The organism is Kitasatospora sp. NPDC023385, assembly GCF_055664045.1.
In genome coordinates this window covers 102,968-126,041 of record NZ_JBVOOL010000008.1, presented here as the reverse complement: position 1 = coordinate 126,041, position 23,074 = coordinate 102,968, and the positions used below count along the sequence as shown (strand labels likewise).

26 protein-coding genes are annotated in these 23,074 nt (G+C 74.2%); 12 read left to right on the top strand and 14 right to left on the bottom strand.

Translation table 11 applies throughout. The annotated features are described in order from the left end of the window. Position 1 precedes the first annotated feature (1 nt). The gene (locus tag AC0B61_RS15385; protein ID WP_471741153.1) at positions 2–937 is read right to left on the bottom strand and encodes a DMT family transporter; all 936 of its coding nucleotides are present in this window, start codon (positions 935–937) and stop codon (positions 2–4) included. 130 nt (positions 938–1,067) lie between these two features. Here AC0B61_RS15385 and AC0B61_RS15380 point away from each other — a divergent pair, with 130 nt between their 5' ends. The 4 genes from AC0B61_RS15380 to AC0B61_RS15365 all read left to right on the top strand — a co-directional run bounded on the left by AC0B61_RS15380 (position 1,068) and on the right by AC0B61_RS15365 (position 4,879). Beyond that, positions 1,068–1,607 carry a hypothetical protein gene (locus AC0B61_RS15380; RefSeq protein ID WP_471741152.1) on the top strand — a complete coding sequence of 180 codons (540 nt, stop codon included), beginning with the start codon at positions 1,068–1,070 and terminating at the stop codon, positions 1,605–1,607. A 128-nt stretch (positions 1,608–1,735) separates the two neighbouring features. Further along, the gene (locus AC0B61_RS15375) at positions 1,736–3,037 is read left to right on the top strand and encodes a magnesium transporter MgtE N-terminal domain-containing protein (RefSeq protein WP_471741151.1); all 1,302 of its coding nucleotides are present in this window, start codon (positions 1,736–1,738) and stop codon (positions 3,035–3,037) included. A gap of 49 nt (positions 3,038–3,086) precedes the next feature. Then, positions 3,087–3,662 carry a DUF1003 domain-containing protein gene (locus AC0B61_RS15370; RefSeq protein WP_471741280.1) on the top strand — a complete coding sequence of 192 codons (576 nt, stop codon included), beginning with the start codon at positions 3,087–3,089 and terminating at the stop codon, positions 3,660–3,662. Between the two features lie 56 nt (positions 3,663–3,718). Beyond that, positions 3,719–4,879 carry an Mrp/NBP35 family ATP-binding protein gene (locus AC0B61_RS15365; RefSeq protein ID WP_471741150.1) on the top strand — a complete coding sequence of 387 codons (1,161 nt, stop codon included), beginning with the start codon at positions 3,719–3,721 and terminating at the stop codon, positions 4,877–4,879. A gap of 70 nt (positions 4,880–4,949) precedes the next feature. Here AC0B61_RS15365 and AC0B61_RS15360 read toward each other — a convergent pair whose 3' ends face one another. The 4 genes from AC0B61_RS15360 to sigE form a co-directional block, all read right to left on the bottom strand. Next, positions 4,950–5,618 (bottom strand): hypothetical protein, encoded by a 669-nt coding sequence (locus tag AC0B61_RS15360; protein ID WP_471741149.1) that lies wholly within the window; start codon positions 5,616–5,618, stop codon positions 4,950–4,952. A gap of 222 nt (positions 5,619–5,840) precedes the next feature. Beyond that, positions 5,841–6,269: a sec-independent translocase gene (locus AC0B61_RS15355; protein ID WP_471741148.1), complete on the bottom strand. Its 429-nt coding sequence runs from the start codon at positions 6,267–6,269 to the stop codon at positions 5,841–5,843. Positions 6,270–6,449: 180 nt separating this feature from the next. Beyond that, positions 6,450–7,475: a zf-HC2 domain-containing protein gene (locus tag AC0B61_RS15350; RefSeq protein ID WP_471741147.1), complete on the bottom strand. Its 1,026-nt coding sequence runs from the start codon at positions 7,473–7,475 to the stop codon at positions 6,450–6,452. Beyond that, complete coding sequence (gene sigE / locus AC0B61_RS15345) at positions 7,472–8,203, bottom strand: RNA polymerase sigma factor SigE (RefSeq protein ID WP_471741279.1); 732 nt, start codon at positions 8,201–8,203, stop codon at positions 7,472–7,474. The genes AC0B61_RS15350 and sigE overlap by 4 nt, the downstream gene beginning before the upstream one ends. A gap of 288 nt (positions 8,204–8,491) precedes the next feature. Between sigE and AC0B61_RS15340 the strand changes: the two genes are divergently transcribed. Further along, positions 8,492–9,127 (top strand): O-methyltransferase, encoded by a 636-nt coding sequence (locus AC0B61_RS15340; protein WP_471741278.1) that lies wholly within the window; start codon positions 8,492–8,494, stop codon positions 9,125–9,127. A gap of 135 nt (positions 9,128–9,262) precedes the next feature. Here AC0B61_RS15340 and AC0B61_RS15335 read toward each other — a convergent pair whose 3' ends face one another. Further along, the gene (locus AC0B61_RS15335; protein WP_014137929.1) at positions 9,263–9,430 is read right to left on the bottom strand and encodes a DUF3117 domain-containing protein; all 168 of its coding nucleotides are present in this window, start codon (positions 9,428–9,430) and stop codon (positions 9,263–9,265) included. Between the two features lie 300 nt (positions 9,431–9,730). Here AC0B61_RS15335 and AC0B61_RS15330 point away from each other — a divergent pair, with 300 nt between their 5' ends. Next, complete coding sequence (locus AC0B61_RS15330; protein ID WP_471741146.1) at positions 9,731–10,531, top strand: enoyl-CoA hydratase-related protein; 801 nt, start codon at positions 9,731–9,733, stop codon at positions 10,529–10,531. Here AC0B61_RS15330 and AC0B61_RS15325 read toward each other — a convergent pair. Then, a complete protein-coding gene (locus AC0B61_RS15325) occupies positions 10,528–11,121 on the bottom strand; it encodes a DNA-3-methyladenine glycosylase I (protein WP_471741145.1) in 594 nt (197 codons plus the stop codon). The two genes, AC0B61_RS15330 and AC0B61_RS15325, sit on opposite strands and share 4 nt — an antisense overlap. Beyond that, entirely contained in the window at positions 11,118–11,564 is a 447-nt protein-coding gene (locus tag AC0B61_RS15320; protein WP_471741144.1) for a DivIVA domain-containing protein, read from the bottom strand. Before AC0B61_RS15320 ends, AC0B61_RS15325 begins: the two co-directional genes overlap by 4 nt. Positions 11,565–11,745: 181 nt before the next feature. Here AC0B61_RS15320 and folP point away from each other — a divergent pair, with 181 nt between their 5' ends. Then, positions 11,746–12,558 carry a dihydropteroate synthase gene (folP, locus tag AC0B61_RS15315; RefSeq protein ID WP_471741277.1) on the top strand — a complete coding sequence of 271 codons (813 nt, stop codon included), beginning with the start codon at positions 11,746–11,748 and terminating at the stop codon, positions 12,556–12,558. Between the two features lie 10 nt (positions 12,559–12,568). On the opposite strand, the gene AC0B61_RS15310 is transcribed toward folP, so the two are convergent. Together AC0B61_RS15310 and dapE are read right to left on the bottom strand one after the other, a co-directional pair. Then, entirely contained in the window at positions 12,569–13,378 is an 810-nt protein-coding gene (locus AC0B61_RS15310; protein ID WP_471741143.1) for an LOG family protein, read from the bottom strand. Between the two features lie 124 nt (positions 13,379–13,502). Then, a complete protein-coding gene (gene dapE / locus AC0B61_RS15305) occupies positions 13,503–14,579 on the bottom strand; it encodes a succinyl-diaminopimelate desuccinylase (protein WP_471741142.1) in 1,077 nt (358 codons plus the stop codon). Between the two features lie 179 nt (positions 14,580–14,758). On the opposite strand from dapE, the gene AC0B61_RS15300 reads away from it, so the two are divergent. Next, on the top strand, positions 14,759–15,844 hold the full coding sequence (locus AC0B61_RS15300) for a VldE C-terminal domain-containing protein (protein WP_471741141.1): 1,086 nt from the start codon (positions 14,759–14,761) through the stop codon (positions 15,842–15,844). Between the two features lie 303 nt (positions 15,845–16,147). Continuing rightward, entirely contained in the window at positions 16,148–16,951 is an 804-nt protein-coding gene (locus tag AC0B61_RS15295; RefSeq protein ID WP_471741140.1) for a hypothetical protein, read from the top strand. A gap of 159 nt (positions 16,952–17,110) precedes the next feature. Here AC0B61_RS15295 and dapC read toward each other — a convergent pair whose 3' ends face one another. Together dapC and fdxA are read right to left on the bottom strand one after the other, a co-directional pair. Next, entirely contained in the window at positions 17,111–18,202 is a 1,092-nt protein-coding gene (gene dapC, locus AC0B61_RS15290) for a succinyldiaminopimelate transaminase (protein ID WP_471741276.1), read from the bottom strand. Positions 18,203–18,297: 95 nt separating this feature from the next. Beyond that, complete coding sequence (gene fdxA, locus AC0B61_RS15285) at positions 18,298–18,624, bottom strand: ferredoxin (protein ID WP_030061559.1); 327 nt, start codon at positions 18,622–18,624, stop codon at positions 18,298–18,300. A 130-nt stretch (positions 18,625–18,754) separates the two neighbouring features. Here fdxA and AC0B61_RS15280 point away from each other — a divergent pair, with 130 nt between their 5' ends. Both AC0B61_RS15280 and AC0B61_RS15275 read left to right on the top strand, forming a co-directional pair. Beyond that, complete coding sequence (locus tag AC0B61_RS15280; protein ID WP_471741139.1) at positions 18,755–19,768, top strand: GNAT family N-acetyltransferase; 1,014 nt, start codon at positions 18,755–18,757, stop codon at positions 19,766–19,768. Positions 19,769–19,901: 133 nt separating this feature from the next. Then, positions 19,902–20,774, top strand: coding sequence for a transglutaminase family protein (locus AC0B61_RS15275; RefSeq protein ID WP_471741138.1), 873 nt, complete (start codon positions 19,902–19,904; stop codon positions 20,772–20,774). A gap of 7 nt (positions 20,775–20,781) precedes the next feature. Here the strand turns inward: AC0B61_RS15275 and AC0B61_RS15270 are convergent, their stop codons facing one another. Then, positions 20,782–21,411 carry a response regulator gene (locus AC0B61_RS15270; RefSeq protein ID WP_471741137.1) on the bottom strand — a complete coding sequence of 210 codons (630 nt, stop codon included), beginning with the start codon at positions 21,409–21,411 and terminating at the stop codon, positions 20,782–20,784. Positions 21,412–21,538: 127 nt separating this feature from the next. Here AC0B61_RS15270 and AC0B61_RS15265 point away from each other — a divergent pair, with 127 nt between their 5' ends. Beyond that, entirely contained in the window at positions 21,539–21,745 is a 207-nt protein-coding gene (locus AC0B61_RS15265) for a hypothetical protein (RefSeq protein WP_471741136.1), read from the top strand. Here AC0B61_RS15265 and AC0B61_RS15260 read toward each other — a convergent pair. Continuing rightward, positions 21,742–23,070, bottom strand: a complete 1,329-nt coding sequence (locus AC0B61_RS15260) for a sensor histidine kinase (protein ID WP_471741135.1) — start codon at positions 23,068–23,070, stop codon at positions 21,742–21,744. The genes AC0B61_RS15265 and AC0B61_RS15260 overlap by 4 nt on opposite strands. Between the last annotated feature and the right edge of the window lie 4 nt (positions 23,071–23,074).

Below are 23,074 nucleotides of genomic sequence, written 5' to 3'. Positions count from 1 at the left end.
GCTACCGGCGCCCGCCGCGGGCGACCAGCACCAGCCCGAGCAGGATCAGCACCACCGCCGGGTAGGCGGCCGCCGGCGGCCACTGGCCCAGCCAGAGGGCGGCGATCAGCGCCGCCCCCGGCGTCTCCAGCAGGATCGCGGTCGAGGTGATCGACGGGCCGAGGCTGCGCACCACCCGGTTGCTCAGCGAGTGCCCGAGCAGCTGGGCGGCGACCATCAGCAGCACGATCTGCCACCACACCCCGGCCGGCCACCCGGCCAGCGGCGTGCCGGCGACCAGGCAGATCCCGAGCAGGACCACCGCCGTGGTGGCGTAGCAGACCAGGGTGTACCCGGTGGTGCTGACGGTCTTGCGGACCTCCGCGCCCAGCAGCATGTACCCGGCCGCGGCCAGGCCGGCGGCGAGGGCGAGCGCGTCGCCGAGCAGCGCGCGCGGGGAGAGCGCGAGGTCGACCCCGGTCAGGACCAGCACGCCGGCGAAGGCCACGACCGTACCCAGCCAGACCATCCGTGGCGCCCGGACACCCATCAGCCGCATCAGCAGGATGGTCCACAGCGGGGTGGTGGTGACCAGCGCGGTGGCGGAGGCCACCGACGTCATCCGCAGGCTGGGCATCCAGAGCGCGAAGTGCACGGCGAGCAGGGCCCCGGCCGCGACCGCGAGCAGCAGCGCCCGGCGGCCGATCCCGCGCAGCTCGGCGCGGTGGCGCAGCAGCGCGTACGGGCCGAGGACGCCGACCGACATGACGTTGCGCCAGAAGGCGATCGCCAGGGCGGGCGCGGCGGTGGCGCTGATCAGCGGGCCGGAGAGGGAGATGCCGCCGATCGAGACGGCGAGCAGGAGCAGGTCGAGCGTGGGCAGCGGGTGTGTCGGCCGCTGGTCGGCGGCGACGGCGCGGGCCGGGGCGTGGGCGGTCGCGGGCCGGGCGGCGGGCACGGCGCTCCTCTTCCTGGTCGGGTGGTGGGCGCTCATACGGTAAGGCCCGTGGTGCGCCGAAGGAACTGTCGCCCGGCAGCTGAGACATCCGGCGGACCGGCCGGGACGGGAAAGCCGTACGCTGTCGGCCATGGACCGTACGCCCGCCGCCGCGACCGCCGACGCCTTCCTCGACCGGGCCCTCCTGGAGGAGGCCGCGAAGAAGTCCGGCCTGCTGTGGGTGTGCGCGGACGGGCAGGAGCAGGCCCGGCCGCTGTGGCACGCCTGGCACGACGGCGCGGTCGTGGTGGTCGGCGACGGCGGCGAGCAGCCGCTGCACGGCCTGACCGCCGGCGCCGGCGCCGTGGTGACCGTCCGCAGCAAGGACAAGGGCGGTCGGCTGACCGGCTGGCGCGCCCGGGTCGTCGAACCGGCGCCGGACAGCGAGGCCTGGCGGGGCGCCGTCGAGGAGCTGAAGGGCAAGCGGCTGAACGCGCCCGACACCGACGCCATCGCCGAGCGCTGGGCCCGCGAGTGCCGGGTGCTGCGGCTGGAGCCGGCCGGTCCGCTCACCGAGCGCCCGGGCGCCATGCCGGACGGCTCGCACGCCGCCGAGCCGATGCCCACCCCGGTCACCACCCGCCGCCCGATCCCGGCCGGCCTGCCCAAACTGCTGTTCAAGCGCCGTTAAAGGTTCACGCCGAGGACGCCCGCGGCCGCTACCGTGCCCTCGTCGGGCCGGGCTCCGCACCAGCGGGTAGCCTTGGCCGCGGGTGCGCCCCGGCACCACGCACGGCGTCGAGCGAGTCGAGGGAGTCCATGGCCGGACCAGGCACCCGGGTCTTCATCTCCCACCTCTCCGCCATCGCGGTCTTCGACCCGAACGGCGACCAGGTCGGACGGGTCCGGGACGTGGTCGTCTCGCTGCGGCTCGGCGGCCGCCCGCCGCGCGTGCTCGGCCTGGTGGTCGAGGTGGTCGGCCGGCGTCGGATCTTCCTGCCGATGACCCGGGTCACCAGCCTGGAGTCGGGCCAGGTGCTCACCACCGGCGTGATCAACCTGCGCCGCTTCGAACAGCGCCCGTCCGAGACCCTGGTCCTCGGCGAGCTGCTGGACCGCACCGTCACCTGGTCCAAGACCGGCGAGGACGTCACCGTGCTGGACGTCGGCATGGTGCAGACCCGGCTGCGCGAGTGGGAGATCAGCAAGGTCTTCGTGCAGGTCGGCCGGGCCGGCCGGCTGCGCAAGGCCAAGGGCGAGCGGCTGACCCTGGACTGGCAGGACGTCACCGGCTTCTCGCTGCCCGAGCAGGACCAGGGCGCCGCCAACCTGCTCGCCACCTTCGAACAGCTGCGGCCCGCCGACCTCGCCAGCGTGATGCACCACCTGTCCGCCAAGCGCCGCGCCGAGGTGGCCGCCGCCCTGGACGACGAGCGGCTGGCCGACGTCCTGGAGGAGCTGCCCGAGGACGACCAGGTCGAGATCATCGGCAAGCTCCAGGAGGAGCGCGCCGCCGACGTCCTGGAGGCGATGGACCCGGACGACGCCGCCGACCTGCTCTCCGAACTGCCCGGCGAGGAGGCGGAGCGGCTGCTCCAGCTGATGGAGCCGGACGAGGCCGCACCGGTGCGCCGCCTGCTGTCGTACGAGGAGGACACCGCCGGCGGCCTGATGACCACCGAGCCGGTCGTCCTGGAGCCGGACGCGACGGTCGCCGAGGCGCTGGCCCGGGTCCGGGTCAGCGACCACAAGCCCGCCCTCGCCGCGCAGGTCTTCGTCTGCCGCCCGCCCAACGAGACCCCGACCGGCCGCTACCTGGGCACCGTGCACTTCCAGCGGCTGCTGCGCGAGCCTCCGTACGTCCTGGTCGGCTCGCTGGTGGACGACGACCTGGACCCGCTGCCGCCGGACACCCCGCTGACGCTGATCACCAGCTACCTGGCGACGTACAACCTGGTCGCCGCGCCGGTCGTGGACGAGGCGGACCACCTGCTCGGCGCGGTGACCGTCGACGACGTGCTCGACCACCTGCTGCCGGACGACTGGCGCGACGCCGCGCTGCACGCCCACGACGACGACGCCCGGCACGACGAGACGGAAGGGGTGACCGGTGGACGGTGACCGCAACGGCCGGCCCGACGACCCCGCGCGCCGCCGCCTGCAGGGCGAGCTGCGGCAGCTGCGCCGGCTGCGCGAGCTGCGCACCCGCGAGGGCAACCGGGAACGGCGCGTGGAGACCGCCCCGATCACGGGCACCGGCCGCACCCGGCTCGACCAGCCGCGCACCGCGCGGCCCGGCCTGCTGTCGCTGCCCTCCTACGACCCGGAGGCCTTCGGCGTCCTGTCCGAGCGGATCGCCCGCTTCCTCGGCACCGGGCGGTTCATCGTCTGGATGACGGTGGTGGTCGTCATCTGGATCGGGTGGAACACGCTCCTGCCGGCGGCGGTGCGCTTCGACAAGTACCCGTTCATCTTCCTGACCCTGGCGCTGTCGCTGCAGGCCTCCTACGCGGCCCCGCTGATCCTGCTGGCGCAGAACCGCCAGGACAACCGGGACCGCGTCAACATGGAGCAGGACCGGGCCCGCAGCGACCGCAACATCGCGGACACCGAGTACCTGACCCGCGAGGTCGCGGCCCTGCGGCACGGGCTCGGCGAGGTCGCCACGAGGGACTTCATCCGCTCCGAACTGCAGTCCCTGCTCAGGGAGATCGAGGAGCGCCGGGAGGCCCCCGAACCGCTGTGACCCGCGGCACGCCACCGCCCGGTCACCCGGTTCGTCCGGCGCCGTACCATCAAGGCATGGCCAACGAGACAGAGGTCGCGGTCGGCGTCACGGAGGAGTCCGTACGCGAGGCACTGGCGACCGTCAACGACCCGGAGATCAACCGCCCGATCACCGACATCGGCATGGTGAAATCGGTCGAGATCGCCGAGGGCGGCGCGGTGCGCGTCGCGGTCTACCTGACCGTCTCCGGCTGCCCGATGCGCGACACCATCACCACCCGGGTCCGCGAGGCGGTCGGGAAGGTCCCCGGCGTGAGCGGCGTCGAGGTCGAGCTCGACGTGATGAGCGACGAGCAGCGCAAGGAACTCTCCCAGCTGCTGCGCGGCGGCGCCCCCGAGCGGGAGATCCCGTTCGCCAAGCCCGGCACGCTGACCCGCGTCTACGCCGTCGCCTCCGGCAAGGGCGGCGTCGGCAAGTCCTCGGTGACGGTCAACCTGGCGGCCGCGATGGCCGCCGACGGCCTGAAGGTCGCCGTGGTGGACGCCGACATCTACGGCCACAGCGTGCCGCGCATGCTGGGCGTCGAGGGCCGGCCCACCCAGGTCCAGGACATGATCATGCCGCCGCAGGCGAACGGCGTGAAGGTCATCTCGATCGGCATGTTCACCCCGGGCAACGCCCCGGTGGTCTGGCGCGGCCCGATGCTGCACCGCGCGCTCCAGCAGTTCCTGGCCGACGTGTACTGGGGCGACCTGGACGTCCTGCTGCTGGACCTGCCGCCCGGCACCGGCGACATCGCGATCTCGGTCGCGCAGCTCGTGCCGAACGCCGAGATCCTGATCGTCACCACCCCGCAGATGGCCGCCGCCGAGGTCGCCGAGCGGGCCGGCACGATCGCGGTGCAGACCCACCAGAAGATCGTCGGCGTGATCGAGAACATGTCCGGCATGCCGTGCCCGCACTGCGACGAGATGATCGACGTCTTCGGCACCGGCGGCGGCCAGACCGTCGCCGACGCGCTCACCCGCACGGTCGGCGCGACCGTCCCGGTGCTCGGCTCGATCCCGATCGACGTACGGCTGCGCGAGGGCGGCGACGACGGCCGCCCGGTCGTGCTCGCCGCGCCCGACTCCCCGGCCGGCGCCGCCCTGCGCGCGGTGGCCGGCAAGCTCGGCGGCCGCCGGCGCGGGCTGTCCGGGATGTCGCTCGGGCTGACGCCCAGGAACAAGTTCTGAGCCGGTAGCCGACGGAGGGGCCGGGTGGTGCAGTCCGCACCGCCCGGCCCCTCCGTCGTCGCCGCGGGCGCTACGGCCGGGTGTAGTCGGCCAGGTCCTGAACGGTCGAGAAGCCGACGCCGTAGGCGCTGACGCCCCGGCCGTAGGCGCCCAGCAGGACGCCGGGGGCCTCGCCCGCCAGCACCCAGCCGTACTCGGACTCGCGGTAGCGGAAGGGCTGCGGCAGGCCGTTGACCGGCAGGCTCAGGGTGGACCAGCCGGGGCCGGCCAGGTCGTCGGCGAGGTCCCAGGCGAGGCTGCTCTGCTGGTCCAGCCAGTCCTGGCGCAGCGTGCGGTCCAGCTGGCCCGGCCAGGTCGCGGCGAGCAGTCCGGAGCCGGCCAGCCAGGCGGCGGAGGAGGCGGAGGTCGCCTCCAGGGTGCCGGTGTTGTCGGCGCTGCGGCGGCTGTCCCGGCGGGCCATGGTGACCACGGCCGCGAACTTGCGCATGTCGCGCGGCTCGTACTGCTTGGCCGGCTCGTCGCCGTGGCCGAGCGAGCCGTAGTCGATGGTGCCCGCGGCCCGCAGGCCGGCGCCGGCCTGCATCAGGTAGCGGCGGCCGGTCCAGCCCTCGTCCAGCCCGTACCAGCGGAAGTCGGCGGACAGGTAGGGCACCAGCGGGTCCGCCGGGGCGGCCTGCCCCCCGACCACCGGGCCGCCGGCCGTGGCCGTCGCCCCTCCCGCCTGACTCGTCGCGTCCATCCCCGGGCCTCCTCAAACACACGTTTGCCTGTCGTGGCGCGCTCCCATGGTGGCGTACCGCGGCGTTCCCGGGAGCCGTTCCTGGTCCGCGACGGCGCGGAATGTGACGGACGGCTCAGCGGGAACAATCAGCACAATAGCGGCGCACACGCCACCGCCCCGCTCAGCCGGGCGGCCGGGCGGGGCGGTGGCGTACGGCAGGGCGTCGTGCCGGCCGGCGGTTCAGGTGGCGTCGGGGTCGAACGGGGGCCGCTCGCCGGCCGCCAGCGGGGCGCCGGCGGAGGCGGGCGCCGGGCCCGGCTTCTCGAAGCTGACGCTGCGGCCGTTCACCGGGGCCGCGGGCTTGTCGTCCAGGACTGACCGGATGTCCAGCGAGTCCTTCATCTCCTTGAAGCCCAGCGGGTCCTCCTGGCCGCCCATGAGCTGCTTGCGGACGAAGTTCTTGGGGTTGAGGTCCTCGAACTCGAAGTCCTGGAACTCGGGGCCGAGTTCACTGCGGATGTCCTCCTTCGCGTTGTCGGCGAAAGCGCGGATCTTCCGGATGAAGCCCATGGTGTCCTGGATCAGCTTGGGGAGCTTCTCCGGGCCGAAGATGATGATCGCCATCACGATCAGGGTCAGGAGCTCCAGCCCACCTACGTCGCTGAACACCTTTGCTCCCTAGCTCGCCGGACGACGGTTCCTACAGGGTAATGGCCACCGGCGAGTCCCTGGCCCACGCTGGGATGAAGCCGTGGTAAAGACCTACCGGTGGCCGGAACCCGCCGCAACCGCCGGGACCTGAGTGGGGCCTGGGTGGGGCCTGGGTGCCGGGGCCCCTCCAGGGCCGCTCTAGCGGGTCTGCTGGCGAAGTGCGGCGACGCCGCCGGGGTAGCGGTCCGGGGACGACGGCGTGGACGCCTCGCGGGTCGCGGCGACCGGGCGGCCCGGGAAGTCCACCGGGACCTGCGCCGTCATCGGGACCAGGCCGCCGCCGCGGCCGGTGCCGGCGTTGCCACCGGCCGGGCTGACCGTCGTGCCGTGGCGGTCCTCGCCCTGCGCGGTGAGCCCGCCGACACTGCCGAGCGTGACCGCGGCGACGGAGAAGGCGCCGGCGGCGGCGAAGACCAGGCGGCGCCCGCGCGCGGGCGGGCGGACGGCGGCCGCCGAGGACTGCGGACGGGCGCCGCCGTCCGCTCCGGCGGCGGCCTCGGGGCCGGCGGAGCGCCGGCCCATCAGCGGCCGCAGCACCGCGCCGCGGCCGAAGGCACGCGGGTCGACCCCGGGTACGGGGGTGTCGGCGCCGAGCGCGCCCGCGCCGAAGGAGGCCCCGGCGCCGCGGCCGAAGGAGCCGCCGGTGAGCCGGCTGGCGCCGAACGTGCCGGTGGCCGCGATCCCGCCGCCGGGCAGGTCGTCGTCGTCCTCGCGGCGCCCGCGCCCGGCGGGCCGGCCGCCGTCCGCCGGGCCGTCCTCGGGGAGGGTGCCGACGGCCATCAGCCGCGCCATCAGCGCGGAGGACGGGGCGGGCGTGCCGGTACGGGTCAGCAGGTGCTTGACGCTGCGGCCCTCGTCGACCTCGGCGAGGCACTGCGGACAGGTCGCCAGGTGGGCCTGGACGCGGTCGCGCGAGTCGTGGCCGAGTTCGCCGTCCAGGAAGGCGGACAGGCGCTCGCCGAGGTGGTGCTCCTCGGCGGCGGGCTCGGCGGCCCGTACGGGCAGCGCGCGCATCTCCGTGTCGGCGGGGAGCGCCAGCGCGGGCAGCACGGGCTCACCGGGTTCGCCGGTGCCGCGGCGCCCCGGCAGGGCCCAGCTCCGCCGGGACAGGGACCGGCCGGACGAGTCCGACCGGTCCGAGCCGGACCGGCTGGTTCCGCTCACGACCGCCTCCGTCCGCGCCCACCGGGCGCGACCGCGGCCTCGACCGCCCCGACGCCGACCGCCACCGGCTCCTCCGAGCCGCCGCGGCGCTCCCGGCCGGGGGCCGAGCCGGGGGCGCGGTGCTTGAGCGCGGCGCGCAGGTGGGAGCGGCCGCGGTGGATGCGGCTGCGGACGGTGCCGAGCTTGACGCCCAGCGTGGCGGCGATCTCCTCGTACGACAGGCCCTCGATGTCGCAGAGCACCACGGCGGCGCGGAACTCCGGGGCGAGGGTGTCCAGCGCCTGCTGGACGTCGGCGTCGAAGTGGGTGTCGCTGAAGTGCTGCGCCGGGCTGGGCTCCCGCGAGGGGAGCCGCTCGGCCGCGTCCTCGCCGAGCGCGTCGAAGCGGATGCGCTGGCGGCGGCGGACCATGTCCAGGAACAGATTGGTGGTGATCCGGTGCAGCCAGCCCTCGAACGTGCCGGGGGTGTAGGTGGACAGCGAACGGAACACCCGGACGAAGACCTCCTGGGTGAGGTCCTCGGCGTCGTGCTGGTTGCCCGTCAGGCGGTAGGCGAGCCGGTAGACGCGGGCGCTGTGCGCCTCGACGATCTCCTCCCAGGTGGGCGGAGTCCAGGTCTGCGCGTCGGGGCCTTCGGTGAAGGTCGCGAGGGCGGGGGCCTCGGTGGCGCCCGCGGCCGGCGTCCGGGCGGCGGGCTGGTCCAGGTCGGAGTGCGCAGGCTGGTTCATCACGGGCTTCGGCGTACGGGCCGACGCGGTGCCGCGGAAGTGCCGCCGCACGGGGACGTCGCCCTCGGCCACACCTCCTCGGTCGGCTCTTCTGCCCAGCAGGGCCACCACCATATCCACCTCACCCGTCAAGCCCGGATAAAAGTGCCCGGGAGCTCTCCCGTACCCGGTCCGTCATGACAACGGCCCGCCGCCGTACGCGGTTCCCGGCAGGCCAGTAATCTGTGCCAGGAAATATCGACATCCCCCGGCACCGGGCCGCCACCCGGGGCTCCGAAAGAGGCAGCCATCAGCGAGTTCGGGCCCGCGCACGCGGCCCTCGCCGACACCTTCGTGAGCGAGGACGCGGTGCTCACCTACGCCCGGGCCCAGTCCGCGCGAACCGGCATACGCGCGATCGGGCCGAGCGGCGGGGCCTGCCTGCGGCTGCTCGCGGCCGCCCTGGACGCCAAGGCGGTGGCCGAGATCGGCACCGGCACCGGGGTCTCCGGGGTCTACCTGCTGCGCGGGATGCGGCCGGACGGCGTGCTCACCACGGTCGACGCGGAGCCGGTGCGCCAGCAGCTGGCCCGCGAGGCGTACCACGCGGCCGGCTTCGCCGCCAACCGCTCCCGGTTCATACCGGGCCGGGCGCTGGACGTGCTGCCCCGGCTCGCCGACGGCCAGTACGACCTGGTGTTCTGCGACGGCGATCCGGCCGAGTCCCGCGAGTACCTGCTGGAGTCGCTGCGGCTGCTGCGGCCGGGCGGGATGGTCTGCTTCGAGGGGGTCTTCCAGGAGGGCCGGCTGGCCGAGCCGGAGCTGCAGGATCCGCAGACCGGCGCGGTGCGGGACCTGGTCCGGGACGTCCGGGAGAGCGAGTCCCTGCTGCCGGCGCTGCTCCCGGTCTCGGACGGGCTGCTCTGCGCCGTCAAGCGCCACTAGCCCGCCGGACGGGGCGCCGGACGCCCGGGCCGCCCTCGAACCCGCCGCCGGAAAACGCACGGACCCGGGCCGACATGACGTCGAACCCGGGCCCGGCGGCGCATCTCCAGGAGATGGCGAGCACACCTACTGCGGTCAGCCGCAGGCCTTCTTCAGGGCCTCGCCGAGGGCGTCGGCCTCGTCAGGCGTGAGCTCCACCACGAGGCGTCCGCCGCCTTCGAGCGGAACGCGCATGATGATGCCCCGCCCCTCTTTGGTGACTTCGAGCGGGCCGTCACCCGTCCGCGGCTTCATGGCCGCCATGCTCGTTCCCCTTCCTGCAACCGCTCAGCTACGCACCGGAAGTCCGTCCACCGCCGGTATCGAACGCATTGATCGGAAGCCATTATCCCGCATGCCACGGGCTGATGACCAACATCACTCTCGGTGCAACCTCGGCCGGACCGCCCCCAACCGCCGTAATTCATGGCATAAGCCCCGGCGTGGCGACGGTGCGGGCTCCGGCGGAAGGTGCGATACCTCACACTCCCCAGGCCACCCTGTGCTCCGGCATCCTGGCACACGACACCGACACCGCGACGATCACCCGGGGAGCCCTCACCGATGTCCGATTCCGTGCTGTACGAGCTGGACGGCGGCCTGGCCGTCATCACCATCAACCGTCCGGAGGCGATGAACGCCCTCGACGTCGCCACCAAGGTCGCGCTGCGCGACACCGTGGTCGCCGCGGCCGAGGATCCGGCGGTGCGGGCCGTGCTGCTGACCGGGGCCGGCGAGCGCGCGTTCTGCGTCGGGCAGGACCTCAACGAGCACCTGGCGCTGCTGAAGCGGGCCGAGGAGACCGGCGAGGGCGCGCTGCGGACCGTCGCCGAGCACTACAACCCGCTGACCCGGGCGCTGGCCGGGATGCGCAAGCCGACCGTCGCCGCCGTCGGCGGGGTGGCGGCCGGCGCGGGCGCCTCGCTCGCCTTCGCCTGCGACTTCCGGATCCTGTCCGACCGGGCCGGCTTCAACACCGCCTTCGCCGGGATCGCCCTGACCGCCGACTCCGGAGCGTCCTGGACGCTGCCCCGGCTGGTCGGGCACGCCAGGGCCACCGAACTGCTGATGCTGCCCCGGACGGTGAAGGCCGCCGAGGCGATGGAGCTGGGCCTGGCCACCAAGGTGGTGCCGGCCGAGGAACTCGCCACCACCGCACGGGACTTCGCCCGCGAGCTGGCTGCGGGCCCGACGGTCGCGTACGGCGCCATCAAGGCCTCGCTGGCGTACGGCGCCTCGCACTCGCTGGACGAACTCCTCGACCAGGAGGACGAGCTGCAGACCCTGGCCGGGGAGAGCGAGGACCACCGCATCGCGGTGCGCGCCTTCATCGCCAAGGAGAAGCCGAAGTACGTGGGCCGCTAACCGCGCTCGCCGGTGCGGACGTGGCAGTCCGCCAGGTGGTCGTCCACCAGCCCGCAGGCCTGCATCAGGGCGTAGGCGGTGGTCGGGCCGACGAAGCGGAAGCCCGCCGCCTTCAGCGCCTTCGCCAGCGCCGTCGACTCGGGCGTGATGGCCGGCACCTCGCTCAGCGTGCGGGGGGCCGGCCGGCCCGGCTCCGGGGCGAATCCCCAGATCAGCCCGTCCAGTCCGCCCGCGAGGTCGCGGGCGGCCCGCGCGTTGGCGACCGCCGCCTCGATCTTGGCCCGGTTGCGGATGATGCCGGGGTCGGCGAGCAGCCGCTCCTTCTCCGCCTCGCCGAACTCGGCGACCTTGGCGATCTCGAAGCCGGCGAACGCGGCCCGGAAGCCCTCGCGGCGGCGCAGGATGGTGAGCCAGGACAGCCCGGACTGGAAGGCCTCCAGGCAGACCCGCTCGAACAGCGCGTCGTCGCCGTGGACCGGACGGCCCCACTCGGTGTCGTGGTAGACGCGGTAGTCGTCGGTGGAGTCGCCCCAGGCGCAGCGGCGCCGTCCGTCCGCGCCGAGCACCGCACCGACGGCGAGCACGGTCACTGGTCCGCCGCCGGCCTGGCGTCCTCGGGCGCGCGGGCTGGCTCCTCGGCCTGCGGCTTGGTGAGCGCGACGGCCGGCTCGACCACCTTGGCGAACTCCTCCAGGCCGGGCAGCGGTTCGGCCGCCGGGTCGGGGCCGGCGGTCGCCTCGACCGCGCCGCGCAGGTGGGCGGCGGCCTCCAACTCGGCGATCCGCGCGTCGCGGTAGGCGAGTTCGGCGCCGAGGCGGTCGAGGACGTCGTCCACCTCGTCCATCCGGTAGCCGCGCAGTGCCATCGGCAGGCGCAGCTCGTCCACGTCCGCCTTGCCCAGCGGGCGGTCCTGCGGCAGCCGCGCGGACAGGCGGTCGGGTACCGCCTCCGGCATCGAGCCGCCTCCGCCGAGCGCCACCAGGGCGGCGCCGCCGACCACCACGGCCATGGCGACCACGATCACCCAGAACACGAGCTGTCCTCCCGAACTCCCGGACGGTCCTCGTCGAAGTGCCGGGGAACCAGACTGATCATGACAGCATGGTCCCCAAGTGAGGCCGGGGGCCATCATCGCACCCGCAGGAGCTCTGGAGGAGACATCGGTGGCACTGCGCCTGGGACCGCGGGAATTCGGTGACGACGAGCTGGTGATCATGGCGATCGTCAACCGGACTCCGGACTCGTTCTTCGACCGGGGCGCGACCTTCGCCGACGAGGCCGCGTTCGCCGCCGCCGACCGGGCGATGGCCGAGGGTGCGGCGATCCTGGACATCGGCGGGGTGAAGGCCGGGCCCGGCGACGAGGTCTCGGTCGAGGAGGAACTGCGGCGCACCGTGCCCTTCGTGGCCGAGCTGCGCAAGCGCCACCCCGAGGCGGTGATCAGCGTGGACACCTGGCGGCACGAGGTCGGCGAGGCGGTCTGCGAGGCCGGCGCGGACCTGCTGAACGACGCCTGGGGCGGGGTGGACCCTAAGCTCGCCGAGGTGGCCGCCCGGCACCGCGTCGGGCTGGTCTGCACCCACGCGGGAGGCGTCGAGCCGAGGACCCGCCCGCACCGGACCGGGTACCCGGACGTGATGGCGGACATCCTGCGGGTCACCGTGGGCCTGGCCGAGCGCGCGGTGGAGCTGGGCGTGCCGCGGGACGCCGTGATCATCGACCCGGGGCACGACTTCGGCAAGAACACCCGGCACTCGCTGGAGGCGACCCGGCGGCTGCCGGAGATGACGGCGACCGGCTTCCCGGTGCTGGTCTCGCTCTCCAACAAGGACTTCGTCGGCGAGACCCTGGACAAGCCGGTGGACGAGCGGCTGCTCGGCACGCTGGCGACCACGGCGGTCTCGGCCTGGCTGGGTGCGCGGGTCTACCGGGCGCACCAGGTCGCGCAGACCCGGGAGGTGCTGGACATGGTCGCCTCGATCCGGGGCACCCGCCCCCCGGCGGTCGCCCGCCGGGGGCTGGCGTGACGCCGCGGCGCTAGATCTCGTTGCCGGGCCGGCGGGCGTCGGCGAGGATCTTCATGACCTCGTCGACCTCGTCGGTGATGTGGAACAGCTCCAGGTCGTGCGGGGCCGCCTTGCCCTGCGCGACGAGGGTGTTCTTCAGCCACTCGAACAGGCCGCCCCAGTACGCGGTGCCGTAGAGGATCACCGGGAAGCGGGTGACCTTCTTCGTCTGCACCAGGGTGAGCGCCTCGAACAGCTCGTCCAGGGTGCCGAGGCCGCCGGGCAGGACCACGAAGCCCTGCGCGTACTTCACGAACATCGTCTTGCGGACGAAGAAGTAACGGAAGTTCAGCCCGAGGTCGACGAACTCGTTGAGGCCCTGCTCGAAGGGCAGCTCGATGCCGAGTCCGACGCTGAGGCCGCCGGCCTCGGAGGCGCCGCGGTTGGCGGCCTCCATCGCGCCCGGGCCGCCGCCGGTGATCACCGCGTAGCCGGCCTCGGCGAGGGCCCGGCCGATGGTCACGCCGGCCTCGTACTCGGGTGAGTCGGCCGGGGTCCTGGCGGAGCCGAAGACGCTGATCGCGGGCGGGAGTTCGGCGAGGGCGCCGAAGCCCTCGACGAACTCGGAGGTGATCCGCAGCACCCGCCACGGGTCGGTGTGCAGCCAGTCGGTGGGGCCGGTGGTGTCCAGCAGGCGCTGGTCCGTGGTGCTCGTGCCGACCTGGTCCCGGCGCACCAGCACCGGGCCCTTCTGCTTCTCGGGCCAGGCCTTCCGCTTCCGCGGCACGCCGACCTGCTCGGGGCCGTGTCCGTAGTGCTTTTCGTCTCCTGTGCCTGTCATGACGAAACCCTACGCCCGCCCTCCCCCGTTTTCAGGCAACGGGGGAAGGTCGGTTGGGCAACCGGAAGGTGGCGTTCGACGGTTGACCGGATCAGCGCCCGATCGACGGTGCCCGACCGGGGGCTCAGCCGGTCAGCCAGGCGCGCAGCCGCTCCTCGGTCTCGGTGATGGCGCTCAGCGAGCAGTGCTCCTCCCGCTTGTGCGCGAGGTTCGGGTCGCCCGGGCCGTAGTTGACCGCCGGGACGCCCAGCGCGCTGAACCGGGCGACGTCCGTCCAGCCGAACTTGGCCCGGGCCTGGCCACCGGTGGCCGCCAGGAAGGCCTGCGCGGCGGGCTGGGCGAGGCCGGGCAGGGCGCCCGCGGCGAAGTCGGTGACGGTCAGCTCGAAGCCGTCGAAGACCTCGCGCACGTGCTTCTCCGCCTCGGCCTCGCTGCGGTCCGGCGCGTAGCGGAAGTTGACCGTGACGACGCACTCGTCCGGGATCACGTTGCCGGCCACGCCGCCGTCGATCCGGACCGCGTTCAGGCCCTCGCGGTACTCCAGACCGTCGATCTCCACCCGGCGCGGCCGGTAGTCCGCGAGCCGGGTGAGCACCTCGGCGGCGTGGTGGATGGCGTTGTCGCCGAGCCAGCTGCGGGCCGCGTGGGCGCGCACGCCGGTGAGCCGGACCTGCGCCCGCAGGGTGCCCTGGCAGCCGCCCTCGACCATGCCGCCGCTGGGTTCCATGAGCACCGCGAAGTCGGCGGCCAGCCACTCCGGGCGGTCCTTGGCGAGGTGGCCGAGGCCGTTGCGGTGGGCCTCCACCTCCTCGCAGTCGTAGAACACGAAGGTGAGGTCGCGGTTGGGCTCGGGCAGGGTGGCGGCGAGCCGCAGCTGGACGGCCACGCCGGACTTCATGTCCGAGGTGCCGCAGCCGTAGAGCAGGTCGCCCTCGACGTACGAGGGCAGGTTGTCGGCGATCGGTACGGTGTCCAGGTGACCGGCCAGGAGGACCCGCTCGGCTCGGCCCAGGTGGGTGCGGGCGACCACGTTGTTGCCGTACCGGTCCACCGTGAGGTGCGGGTAGCCGCGCAGGGCGGCCTCCACGGCGTCGGCGAGCGCCTGCTCGTCGCCGCTCACCGAGGGGAAGTCGACGAGTCGGGCGGTCAGCGCGCCGCCGTCGAGAGTGAGGTCCAGGGGCGTCGGGTTCGGGCTGCTCATGGCGCCAGCCTAGTCCGCGCGGTGGGCCTCCAGTGGGGCCTCCGGTGGGGCGTCCAGTGGGGCGTCCGCGGGGGCCTCCGGACGGAGGTGAACGGGTGGCCGACGGCAACCGGCGGCGCCGCACACCCGTCCGAGTGGGTACGGTGTCGGATCAAGGTGCAGGTGCGAGAGGGGCGACGGTGGCCAGGAGAAGGAGCAGCGACGAGCTGGGCGACGAGGCGGCGCCCGCCCGCCGCCGCGGGCCGCTGCGCGCCCTGCTGTTGGTGATCGTGGGGCTGCTGGGCCTGGCGCTGGTCGCCGGACTGGCCGTGGTGGGCATCTGGTGGTTCGGCTTCAAGCCGGGCGAGTCCGAGGGCTGTTCGGTGAAGACCGCGGCCGGCAACGGCACCCTGGAGGTCCCGCAGGCCGCCAACGCCGCGACGATCGCCGCGGTGGCGCGCTCGCGCGGGCTGCCGGACCGGGCCACCGCGATCTCGCTGGCGACCGCGATGCAGGAGTCCAAGCTGCGCAACCTCGCGGGCGGCGACCGGGACTCGATCGGCCTGTTCCAGCAGCGCCCCTCGATGGGCTGGGGCACCCCGGACCAGATCGCGGACCCGGTGTACGCGACCAACAAGTTCCTGGACGGCCTGGTCAAGGTCCCCGGCTACACCCGGCTGCCGCTGACCGACGCCGCCCAGGCGGTGCAGAAGAGCGGCTATCCGCAGGCCTACGCCAAGCACGAGACCAAGGCGACGCTGCTCACGTCGGCGCTGGCCGGCCGGGAGCCCGCCTCGTTCTCGTGCATCGTGCACGACTACGCCAAGCCGGACCCGGCGGACTCCGCCTCGCCGACCGCCGGTTCGCCGGCCGCGGGCGCCCCCGCCGCGGGTGCGTCCGCCCCGGCCGCGGCGCCGGACCGGACCCAGGTGCTGGCCGACCGGGTGCGCCGGGACTTCGGCCGCACCGTCACCCCGGCCACCGGCTACGCCTCGTCCATCAAGGGCGCCGAGAACGCCGTCTCGCTGACCCCGGACCCGGCCGCCGCCGCACTGACCTCCTCGGCGGACTCCGGCGCGGACGGCGGGGTGAGCGCCGAGCGGGCCAGCGGCTGGGAGGTGGCCCACTGGGCGGTCGCCCAGGCCCAGCAGCTGGGCATCGCGACGGTCGCCTACGACGGGAAGATCTGGCGCAAGGGCAAGTCCGAGGACGGCTGGCAGCCGCAGACCTCGGGCACCTCGACCAAGCTCGTCCTGGTCACCGTGGCGCCATCCGGCAAGAGTTGACGCACAGGCGTTCGGGTTGCCGCCGGACGGGTGATTCCGGTCAACCCCGGTGGACCGGACACCGGGGCCGGCGAGGTGGGACGGAGAACCGTCACTTCCCTTGACCGGGGCCGGTCCGGCGACGTCCGAGCGGCCCGGCGAAGGCCATTCCTGCAGTCGTACGATCCGATCGTCGGTCAGGCACTTTCCTTGCACCGGCCGAAACCTTCTGGCTTCTCAAGCGGTAACAACGTCGTCCGCCCGGTCGTCCACGCCCGGTCCCATGGGCGGACGGGACGGACCCAGACCCCTTCGAGGAGCCCCATGTCTCACCCCCTCACGCGCCGGATCGCCCAGGCCGCGCTCGTCGTGGCCGCCGGAGCGACCCCGCTGGTCGCGGCCGGCTCCGCGTTCGCCCTGGGCGGTGACGCCCTGCTGCCCAAGAGCGACCTCGCGGCACCGCTGGGCCAGCTCACCAACACCGACACCGGTTCCACCCTCCAGCACACCACCCACCAGCTCGGCCAGGCCGCCGGCACCACCGGCGCGGCCACCGTCGCCGCAGGCGTACCGGCCTCCGCCGACGCCGCCGGCAACATCGTCGCCCAGCAGCTCCCCGAGGCGAACGAGAAGGCGAGCTCGCTGACCGCCCCGGTCGACCAGACCGCCGCCACCACCGGCCAGCTCTCGGCCGTCACCCCGAAGGTCGCCTCGGCGCTGGCCGGCAAGCTCGGCGAGACCGTCACCGGCAAGGGCATGGGCACCCGCAGTGCCAACGCCGGCGCCAGCCCGGTCGGCGGACTCGCCCAGGCGGGCTCCGTCGCCAAGACGCTGCCGGGCGCCGACAAGCTCTCCGGCGCCGTCCCCGGCACCAACGCCGTCACCGACGCGCTGCCGCTGGGCTCCGTCGAGCGCGCCCTGCCGCTCGGCTCGGTCGAGCACGCCCTGCCGGCCGGCCTGCCCGGCACGGACGCCCTGGGGCTGGCCGAGCACGGTTCGGCCAACCGCCTCGGCGGCGCCGACCTCGGCCCGAACAACCCGCTGTCCGGCCTCACCGGCGCGCTCGGCCCGGTCGGCGGGCTGCTGAGCGGCGTCAACGGCGGCAACATCAGCGGCCTGCCGCTGTAGTCCGCGGGCCGGTCACCGCGGGCCGCGATCGGCCTGCGGTGACCGGCGTGCAGTGATCGGCATGCGGTGGCAGACGTGCCGTGGTCCGCGTGCCGGAGCCCTGACAAGCGAAGGGGCCGGTGTTCCGAGAACGGAACACCGGCCCCTTCGTCGGTTGGGTCAGCGCGCGGCGTTCAGCCGCTCCACGGCCGCCGCGACCCGCTCGTCGGTCGCGGTGAACGCGACCCGGACGAAGCGCTCGCCGGCCGGCCCGTAGAAGTCGCCGGGCGCCACCAGGATGCCCAGCCGTGCCAGTTCGGCCACGCTCTCCCAGCACGGCCGGTCCTGGGTCGCCCACAGGTAGAGGCTCGCCTCGGAGTGCTCGACCCGGAAGCCGTACGCCTCCAGCGCCGCCCGCAGCGCCGAGCGCCGGGCCGCGTACCGCGCGCGCTGCTCGGCCACGTGCGCGTCGTCCGCGAGCGCGGCGACGGTCGCCGCCTGGACGGGCGCGGGCACGATCATGCCGCCGTGCTTGCGCACCTCCAGCAGCTCCCTGACCACCACCGGGTCGCCCGCGACGAACGAGGCCCGGTAGCCGGCCAGGTTGGAGCGCTTGGAGAGCGACTGGACGGCCAACAGGCCCTCGTGGCCGCCCCCGCACACCTGCGGGTCGAGGACGGAGACCGGCTCCGCCTCCCAGCCCAGCTCCAGGTAGCACTCGTCGCTGACCAGCAGCGCCCGGTGCTCCCGGGCCCACTCGACGGCACGGCGCAGCTCGTCCGCGGCCAGCACCCGGCCGGTCGGGTTGGACGGCGAGTTCACCCAGAGCAGGCGCACCCGGGAGCCGTCCAGCTCGTGCACCGAGTCGTACTCGACCGGCTCGGCGCCGCACAGGCGGGCGCCCACCTCGTAGGTCGGGTAGGCCAGGCGCGGGTAGGCGACCTGGTCGCCGGGGCCGAGGCCGAGCTGGGTCGGCAGCCAGGCCACCAGCTCCTTGGAGCCGACGGTCGGCAGCACGGCCTGCGGGCCGATCTCGGCGCCGACGCGCCGCCGCAGCCAGCCGGCGATCGCCTCGCGCAGCTCCAGCGTGCCCCACACGGTCGGGTAGCCGGGGGTGTCGGAGTGCGCGGCCAGCGCCTTCTGGATCACCTCGGGGACCGGGTCGACCGGGGTGCCCACGGAGAAGTCGCAGAGGCCGCCCGGATGGGCCAGGGCGGTCGCCTTGTACGGTTCCAGCTTGTCCCAGGGGAAGACCGGCAGGAGGTCGGACAGCCTGCCCCGGTCGCCCTGGCGGCGCGCCGCCCCCGGGTGGCCCGGGAACGGCGCGCGCGTGCTGTCGGTGCTCACAGCTTCGTTGCCACCGATCGTCAGTGGTCGGCGTTCTGCGGCGGCAGAGCGGCGATGAACGGGTGGTCACGCTCGATCAGGCCCAGCTTCGAGGCGCCACCGGGCGAACCCAGGTCGTCGAAGAACTCGACGTTCGCCTTGTAGTAGTCCTTCCACTCCTCCGGAGTGTCGTCCTCGTAGAAGATCGCCTCGACCGGGCAGACCGGCTCACAAGCGCCACAGTCGACACACTCATCCGGGTGGATGTAGAGCGATCGCTCGCCCTCGTAGATGCAGTCAACCGGGCACTCTTCGATGCACGCCTTGTCCTTCACGTCGACACAAGGCTGCGCGATGACGTAGGTCACGCTGTCGTTCCTCCTCGGAAGGGCCTGGTGGCCCGTTCTGTTCTGCTCGCGTGCGCGGTGAGCGCGGCGTCGTCGATGCCCGCCCCTAGTATCGCGGGTCGGAGACCGCAAATGCACAGGAGGTGGCCGGATGACGACGGGCAACCCGGTCGGGGACCGTCCGGAGGTCCGGATAGATCGCTCTGACGTGGGACGACGCGTGTCGGTCCGGCGCCTGTCGGAGTTCGTGGACGACCGCCCGGTCTTCCGGGATTCGATCGGCGTGCTCACATCGTGGGACGATCATGGGTTGACGGTCGTGCCCCGGTCCGGTGATCCGGTCCACGTGCCGGAGAAGCTGCTGGTCGCGGGCAAGGTCGTGCCGCTGTTCCCCGCTCGGCGCGCCCCCCTGCCGGTCGTCACGCCGGTCGGCCTGCAGCGGATCGCGGGGCGCGGCTGGCCGGCCGTGGAGCAGGAGCCGCTCGGCGAGTGGACGCTGCGCGCCGCGGCCGGGTTCACCCGGCGGGCCAACTCCGTCCAGGCACTCGGAGACCCGGGGGTACCGCTGCCGCAGGCGCTGGCGGCCGTCCGCGCCTGGTACGCGGCGCGCGGGCTGCCCGCCTACGTCGAGGTGGTCTCCCCGGGCTCGCCGGACCGGCTCGTCGCCGAGCTCGACCGGCTGGGCGCCGGGTACGCGCCCACCCTCGTCCGCACCGCCCCGCTGGCCGGACTCGCCCGGGCCGGCACCGGACACGACCGGGTGCGGCTCGCCCGGACGGCCGACGCCGCGTGGCTGTCGGCGTACCGGCGGGTGAGCGGCGACCCGGCGGTCGAGGAGGCGGCGCGGCAGGTGCTGCACGGCGGGCCGTCGGTCTGGTTCGCCACCGTGCCAGGCGCGCCCGGGCAGCCGCCGCTCGCGATCGGACGCTGCGTCATCGAGGGCTCCTGGGCCTGCTTCGGTGCGATCGAGGTCCACCCGTACGCCCGGCGGGCCGGGCTGGGGACGACGGTCATGGCGGTGCTCGCCTCGCGCGCGGCCGAGGAGGGGGCGACCGGCGGATACCTGCAGGTGGAGGCGGAGAACGCGGGGGCGATCGCGCTCTATGACGGACTCGGCTTCACGACCAGTCACACTTACCACTACGCCCTTCTTCCCCAGGGGTAGCAGTCAGGTCGTTTTGCCCCGCTTGTCCCAATTGCCCGCCCGGAGCTCGGTCGGTCGGTCGTGCCGTCCACCGCCCCGCCCCGCCCGTTCCACCATCTCGTCCGTCCGCCGTACGAAAGCCGTCGCCGTCACCGTGACCGAGCAGAGCAGAGACCGCTTCCGGACCGCCGCGCGCGCCGAGCAGCCCGACCCGGTGCTGCTGTGCGTGCTCGCCGCCGCCGAACACGGCCCGGCGCTCGACCCGGGCGACCCCGGCGAGCCCCCGGGCGCGGACGCCCTGCTCGCCGCCTGCGAGGCCGCACTGGAACGGCACGCGGCCGCCGTCCGGCTGGCCGTCGCGGAACGCGCCCCCGCCGGGCCGGAGGAGACCGCCGCCCTGCTCGCGGCCGTCCTCGGCGGGCGGGAACGCTTCCACGGGCGGCAGGCGGACTACAAACGGCTGGAGTCTTCACTGCTGCCCGAGGTGCTGCGGCGGCGGCGCGGGCTGCCCATCATGCTCTCGCTGGTGTGGACGGCCGTCGGGCGGCGGGCCGGGCTCCCCGTCCACGGCATCGCCCTGCCCGGCCACTTCATCGTCGCCGTCGGCGGCCCGGCGGGCGGCGAGGACTACGTCCTGGCCGACCCGTTCCACGGCGGGCGGCTGCTCGACCCGGAGGACGTCCAGGGCCTGCTCGCCGCCACCGGGCACGACTTCACGCCCGCCATGCTCACCCCGGCCCAGCCCCTGGACATCGTCCTGCGGGTGCTCGGCAACATCCGCGCCTGGGCCGCCGACCGCCCCGAGCACGCCCGCACCCAGCTCTGGGCCACCGAACTCGCCCTGCTGCTGCCCCGACACCCGGCCCAGCTCCGCCTCGAACGAGCCGAACTCCTCGTCCGCACCGGCGACTTCCTCGGCGGCTCGGCCGAGATGGACGCGTACGCGGAGATCCTCGACGCCTTCGACCCGGACGGCGCCGCCAAGGTCCGCCAGGAGGCACGGGCGGCACGGCACCGGCTCAACTAGCGCCCCCCTACAGCCAGCCCTTCTCCCGGGCGATCCGGACCGCCTCGGTGCGGTTGCGGGCGTCCGTCTTCTGGATCGCCATCGACAGGTAGTTGCGGACCGTCCCCTCGGACAGGTGCAGCCGCCTGGCGATGTCCGCGTTCACGGCGCCGTCCGCGGCCGCACCCAGGACGTCCCGCTCGCGCGGGGTCAGCGGGTTGGCGCCCTCGGCCAGCGCGGCCGCCGCCAGCGCCGGATCGATCACCCGCTCGCCGCGCAGCACCCGGCGGATCGCCTCGGCCAGCTCGGCGGCGGGCGCGTCCTTCACCAGGAACGCGTCCGCGCCCGACTCCATCGCCCGGCGCAGGTAGCCGGGGCGGCCGAAGGTCGTCGCGATGACCACCTTGGTGCGCGGCGCCTGCCGGCGCAGTTCGGCGGCCGCCTCGATGCCCGTCATCCCCGGCATCTCGATGTCCAGCACGGCGACCCGCACGTCGTTCGCCAGCACCGCCGCCACCACCTCGTCCCCGCGCCCGACCTGCGCGACGACGTCGATGTCCCCCTCCAGCCCGAGCAGCGCGGCCAGCGCCTCCCGGACCATCCCCTGATCCTCGGCCAGCAGTACGCGGATCGAGGCCCCGTTGTCTGTGTCACTCATGGCCACGACCTTAGAGGGCAACGGGCTTGAGTCTCCGGCAGGGGGAAACCGCACAGGGTGCCCATGGACGCAGACCTTCGGCGGCCTGGACGCCAACCCCGAGTTCGTCACCGTGAGGCTCTCCGCCATGCCCGAACTGCCCGACGAGACACGGCCGGAGCCGGTCGAGGCCTGGGTCGAACCGGGCGAACTCGTCCAGGACCCGGACTTCCGCGCCGCCGTACGGACGATGGCCGAGCACCAGGCCGCCGACCGGACCGACGGCACCCGCCGGTTCCACGTCATCCGGGACGGCGACGGGGAGCTCGTCGGCCGGGAACTGCCCGCCGCCTAGGACTCGTTCGCACCGGGCGCGGCGTTCTCGGCCGGCGCAGACCCCGGGACAGACCCCGGCACCGCGCCCGGCACGGCCGCCGCCGCAGAGCCCGGGCCGGACAGCGTCCGCAACGGCACCGAGGCGCGCATCCGGAAGCCCTTCCCCCGCTCCCCCGGCCCGCTCTCCAGCCGCCCGCCGACCAGCGCCAGCCGCTCGTCCAGCCCGGAGAGCCCGTTCCCCGGCTGGGACTTGCCCGGCCCGCGCCCGTCGTCGGCGATCTCCAGGACGGCGTAGCGCTCGCCGTTCGCCTCCCAGCTCTCGTCGGCCGTCACCGTGCAGACGGTGGCACCCTCGCCGTGCCGGACGATGTTGGTGACGGCCTCGCGCAGCGCCCAGGCCAGTGCGCCCGCTTCCTCGTTGGCCAGGCCCGGCCAGGTGTCCGCCAGTTCCGGCGCGGCCTCCAGCCGGACCTGGGCGGCCGCGAGGGCGGTGCGGGCGGCGGCGAGTTCGACCGGCAGGGTGGGGCGGCGGAAGCCGGTCACGGCCTCCCGGACGTCGATCAGCGACTGCCGGGCGACCTGTTCGATGTCGGCGACCTGGGCCCGCGCGGCCTCGTCCTTGCCGGCGTCCATGAACCGCCCGGCCAGTTCGCTCTTGAGGGTGATCAGCGACAGCGAGTGCCCGAGCAGGTCGTGCAGGTCGCGGGCGAGCCGGAGCCGTTCCTCGGAGGCGGCCAGGTGGGCGACGGCGGCCCGGGCCTCGCGCAGTTCCTTCATGGTGGCGACCAGCCGCTGCAGGCCGGTCATCGCGAGGCCGGAGAGGAAGGCGCTGAGCGCGAAGGTGGCGATGTTGTCGGAGCCGGCGTGGACCAGCAGGCCGGTCCCGCCGGTCAGTACGGCCACCGCGGCGAGCGCCCGCACCGCGTAGTGCACCGGCGTGATGATGGCGACGCACACGGAGGTGTAGATGAACAGGGTCAGGAACGCGGCGCCCAGGACGAAGGAGGCGGCGACCGCGAGCACGACCATCGTCGCGACGATCGCCTGGCAGGCCCGGGGCCGCATCCCGGTCTGCGAGCGGAAGATCACCAGCAGGACGTAGGCCGCCATGAAGCCCACCAGGCAGAACCAGCCGAACGCCCGCCCGGCCGGGCTGTGGCCGCCGTTCAGCAGGTCGCCCGCCGGGTAGGCCAGGTAGAGCATCCACAGCAGCATCCAGGCGACCTTGACCAGCATCTGCCGCCTGGTCTCCACCGGGGAGCCGGGGATGTTCATGAACGACACGTGCTCCGCACCGCCCTCCGGGCGCTCGTCGGATCGGTGGGTCGGGCGCGTGTCGCTCATGTCG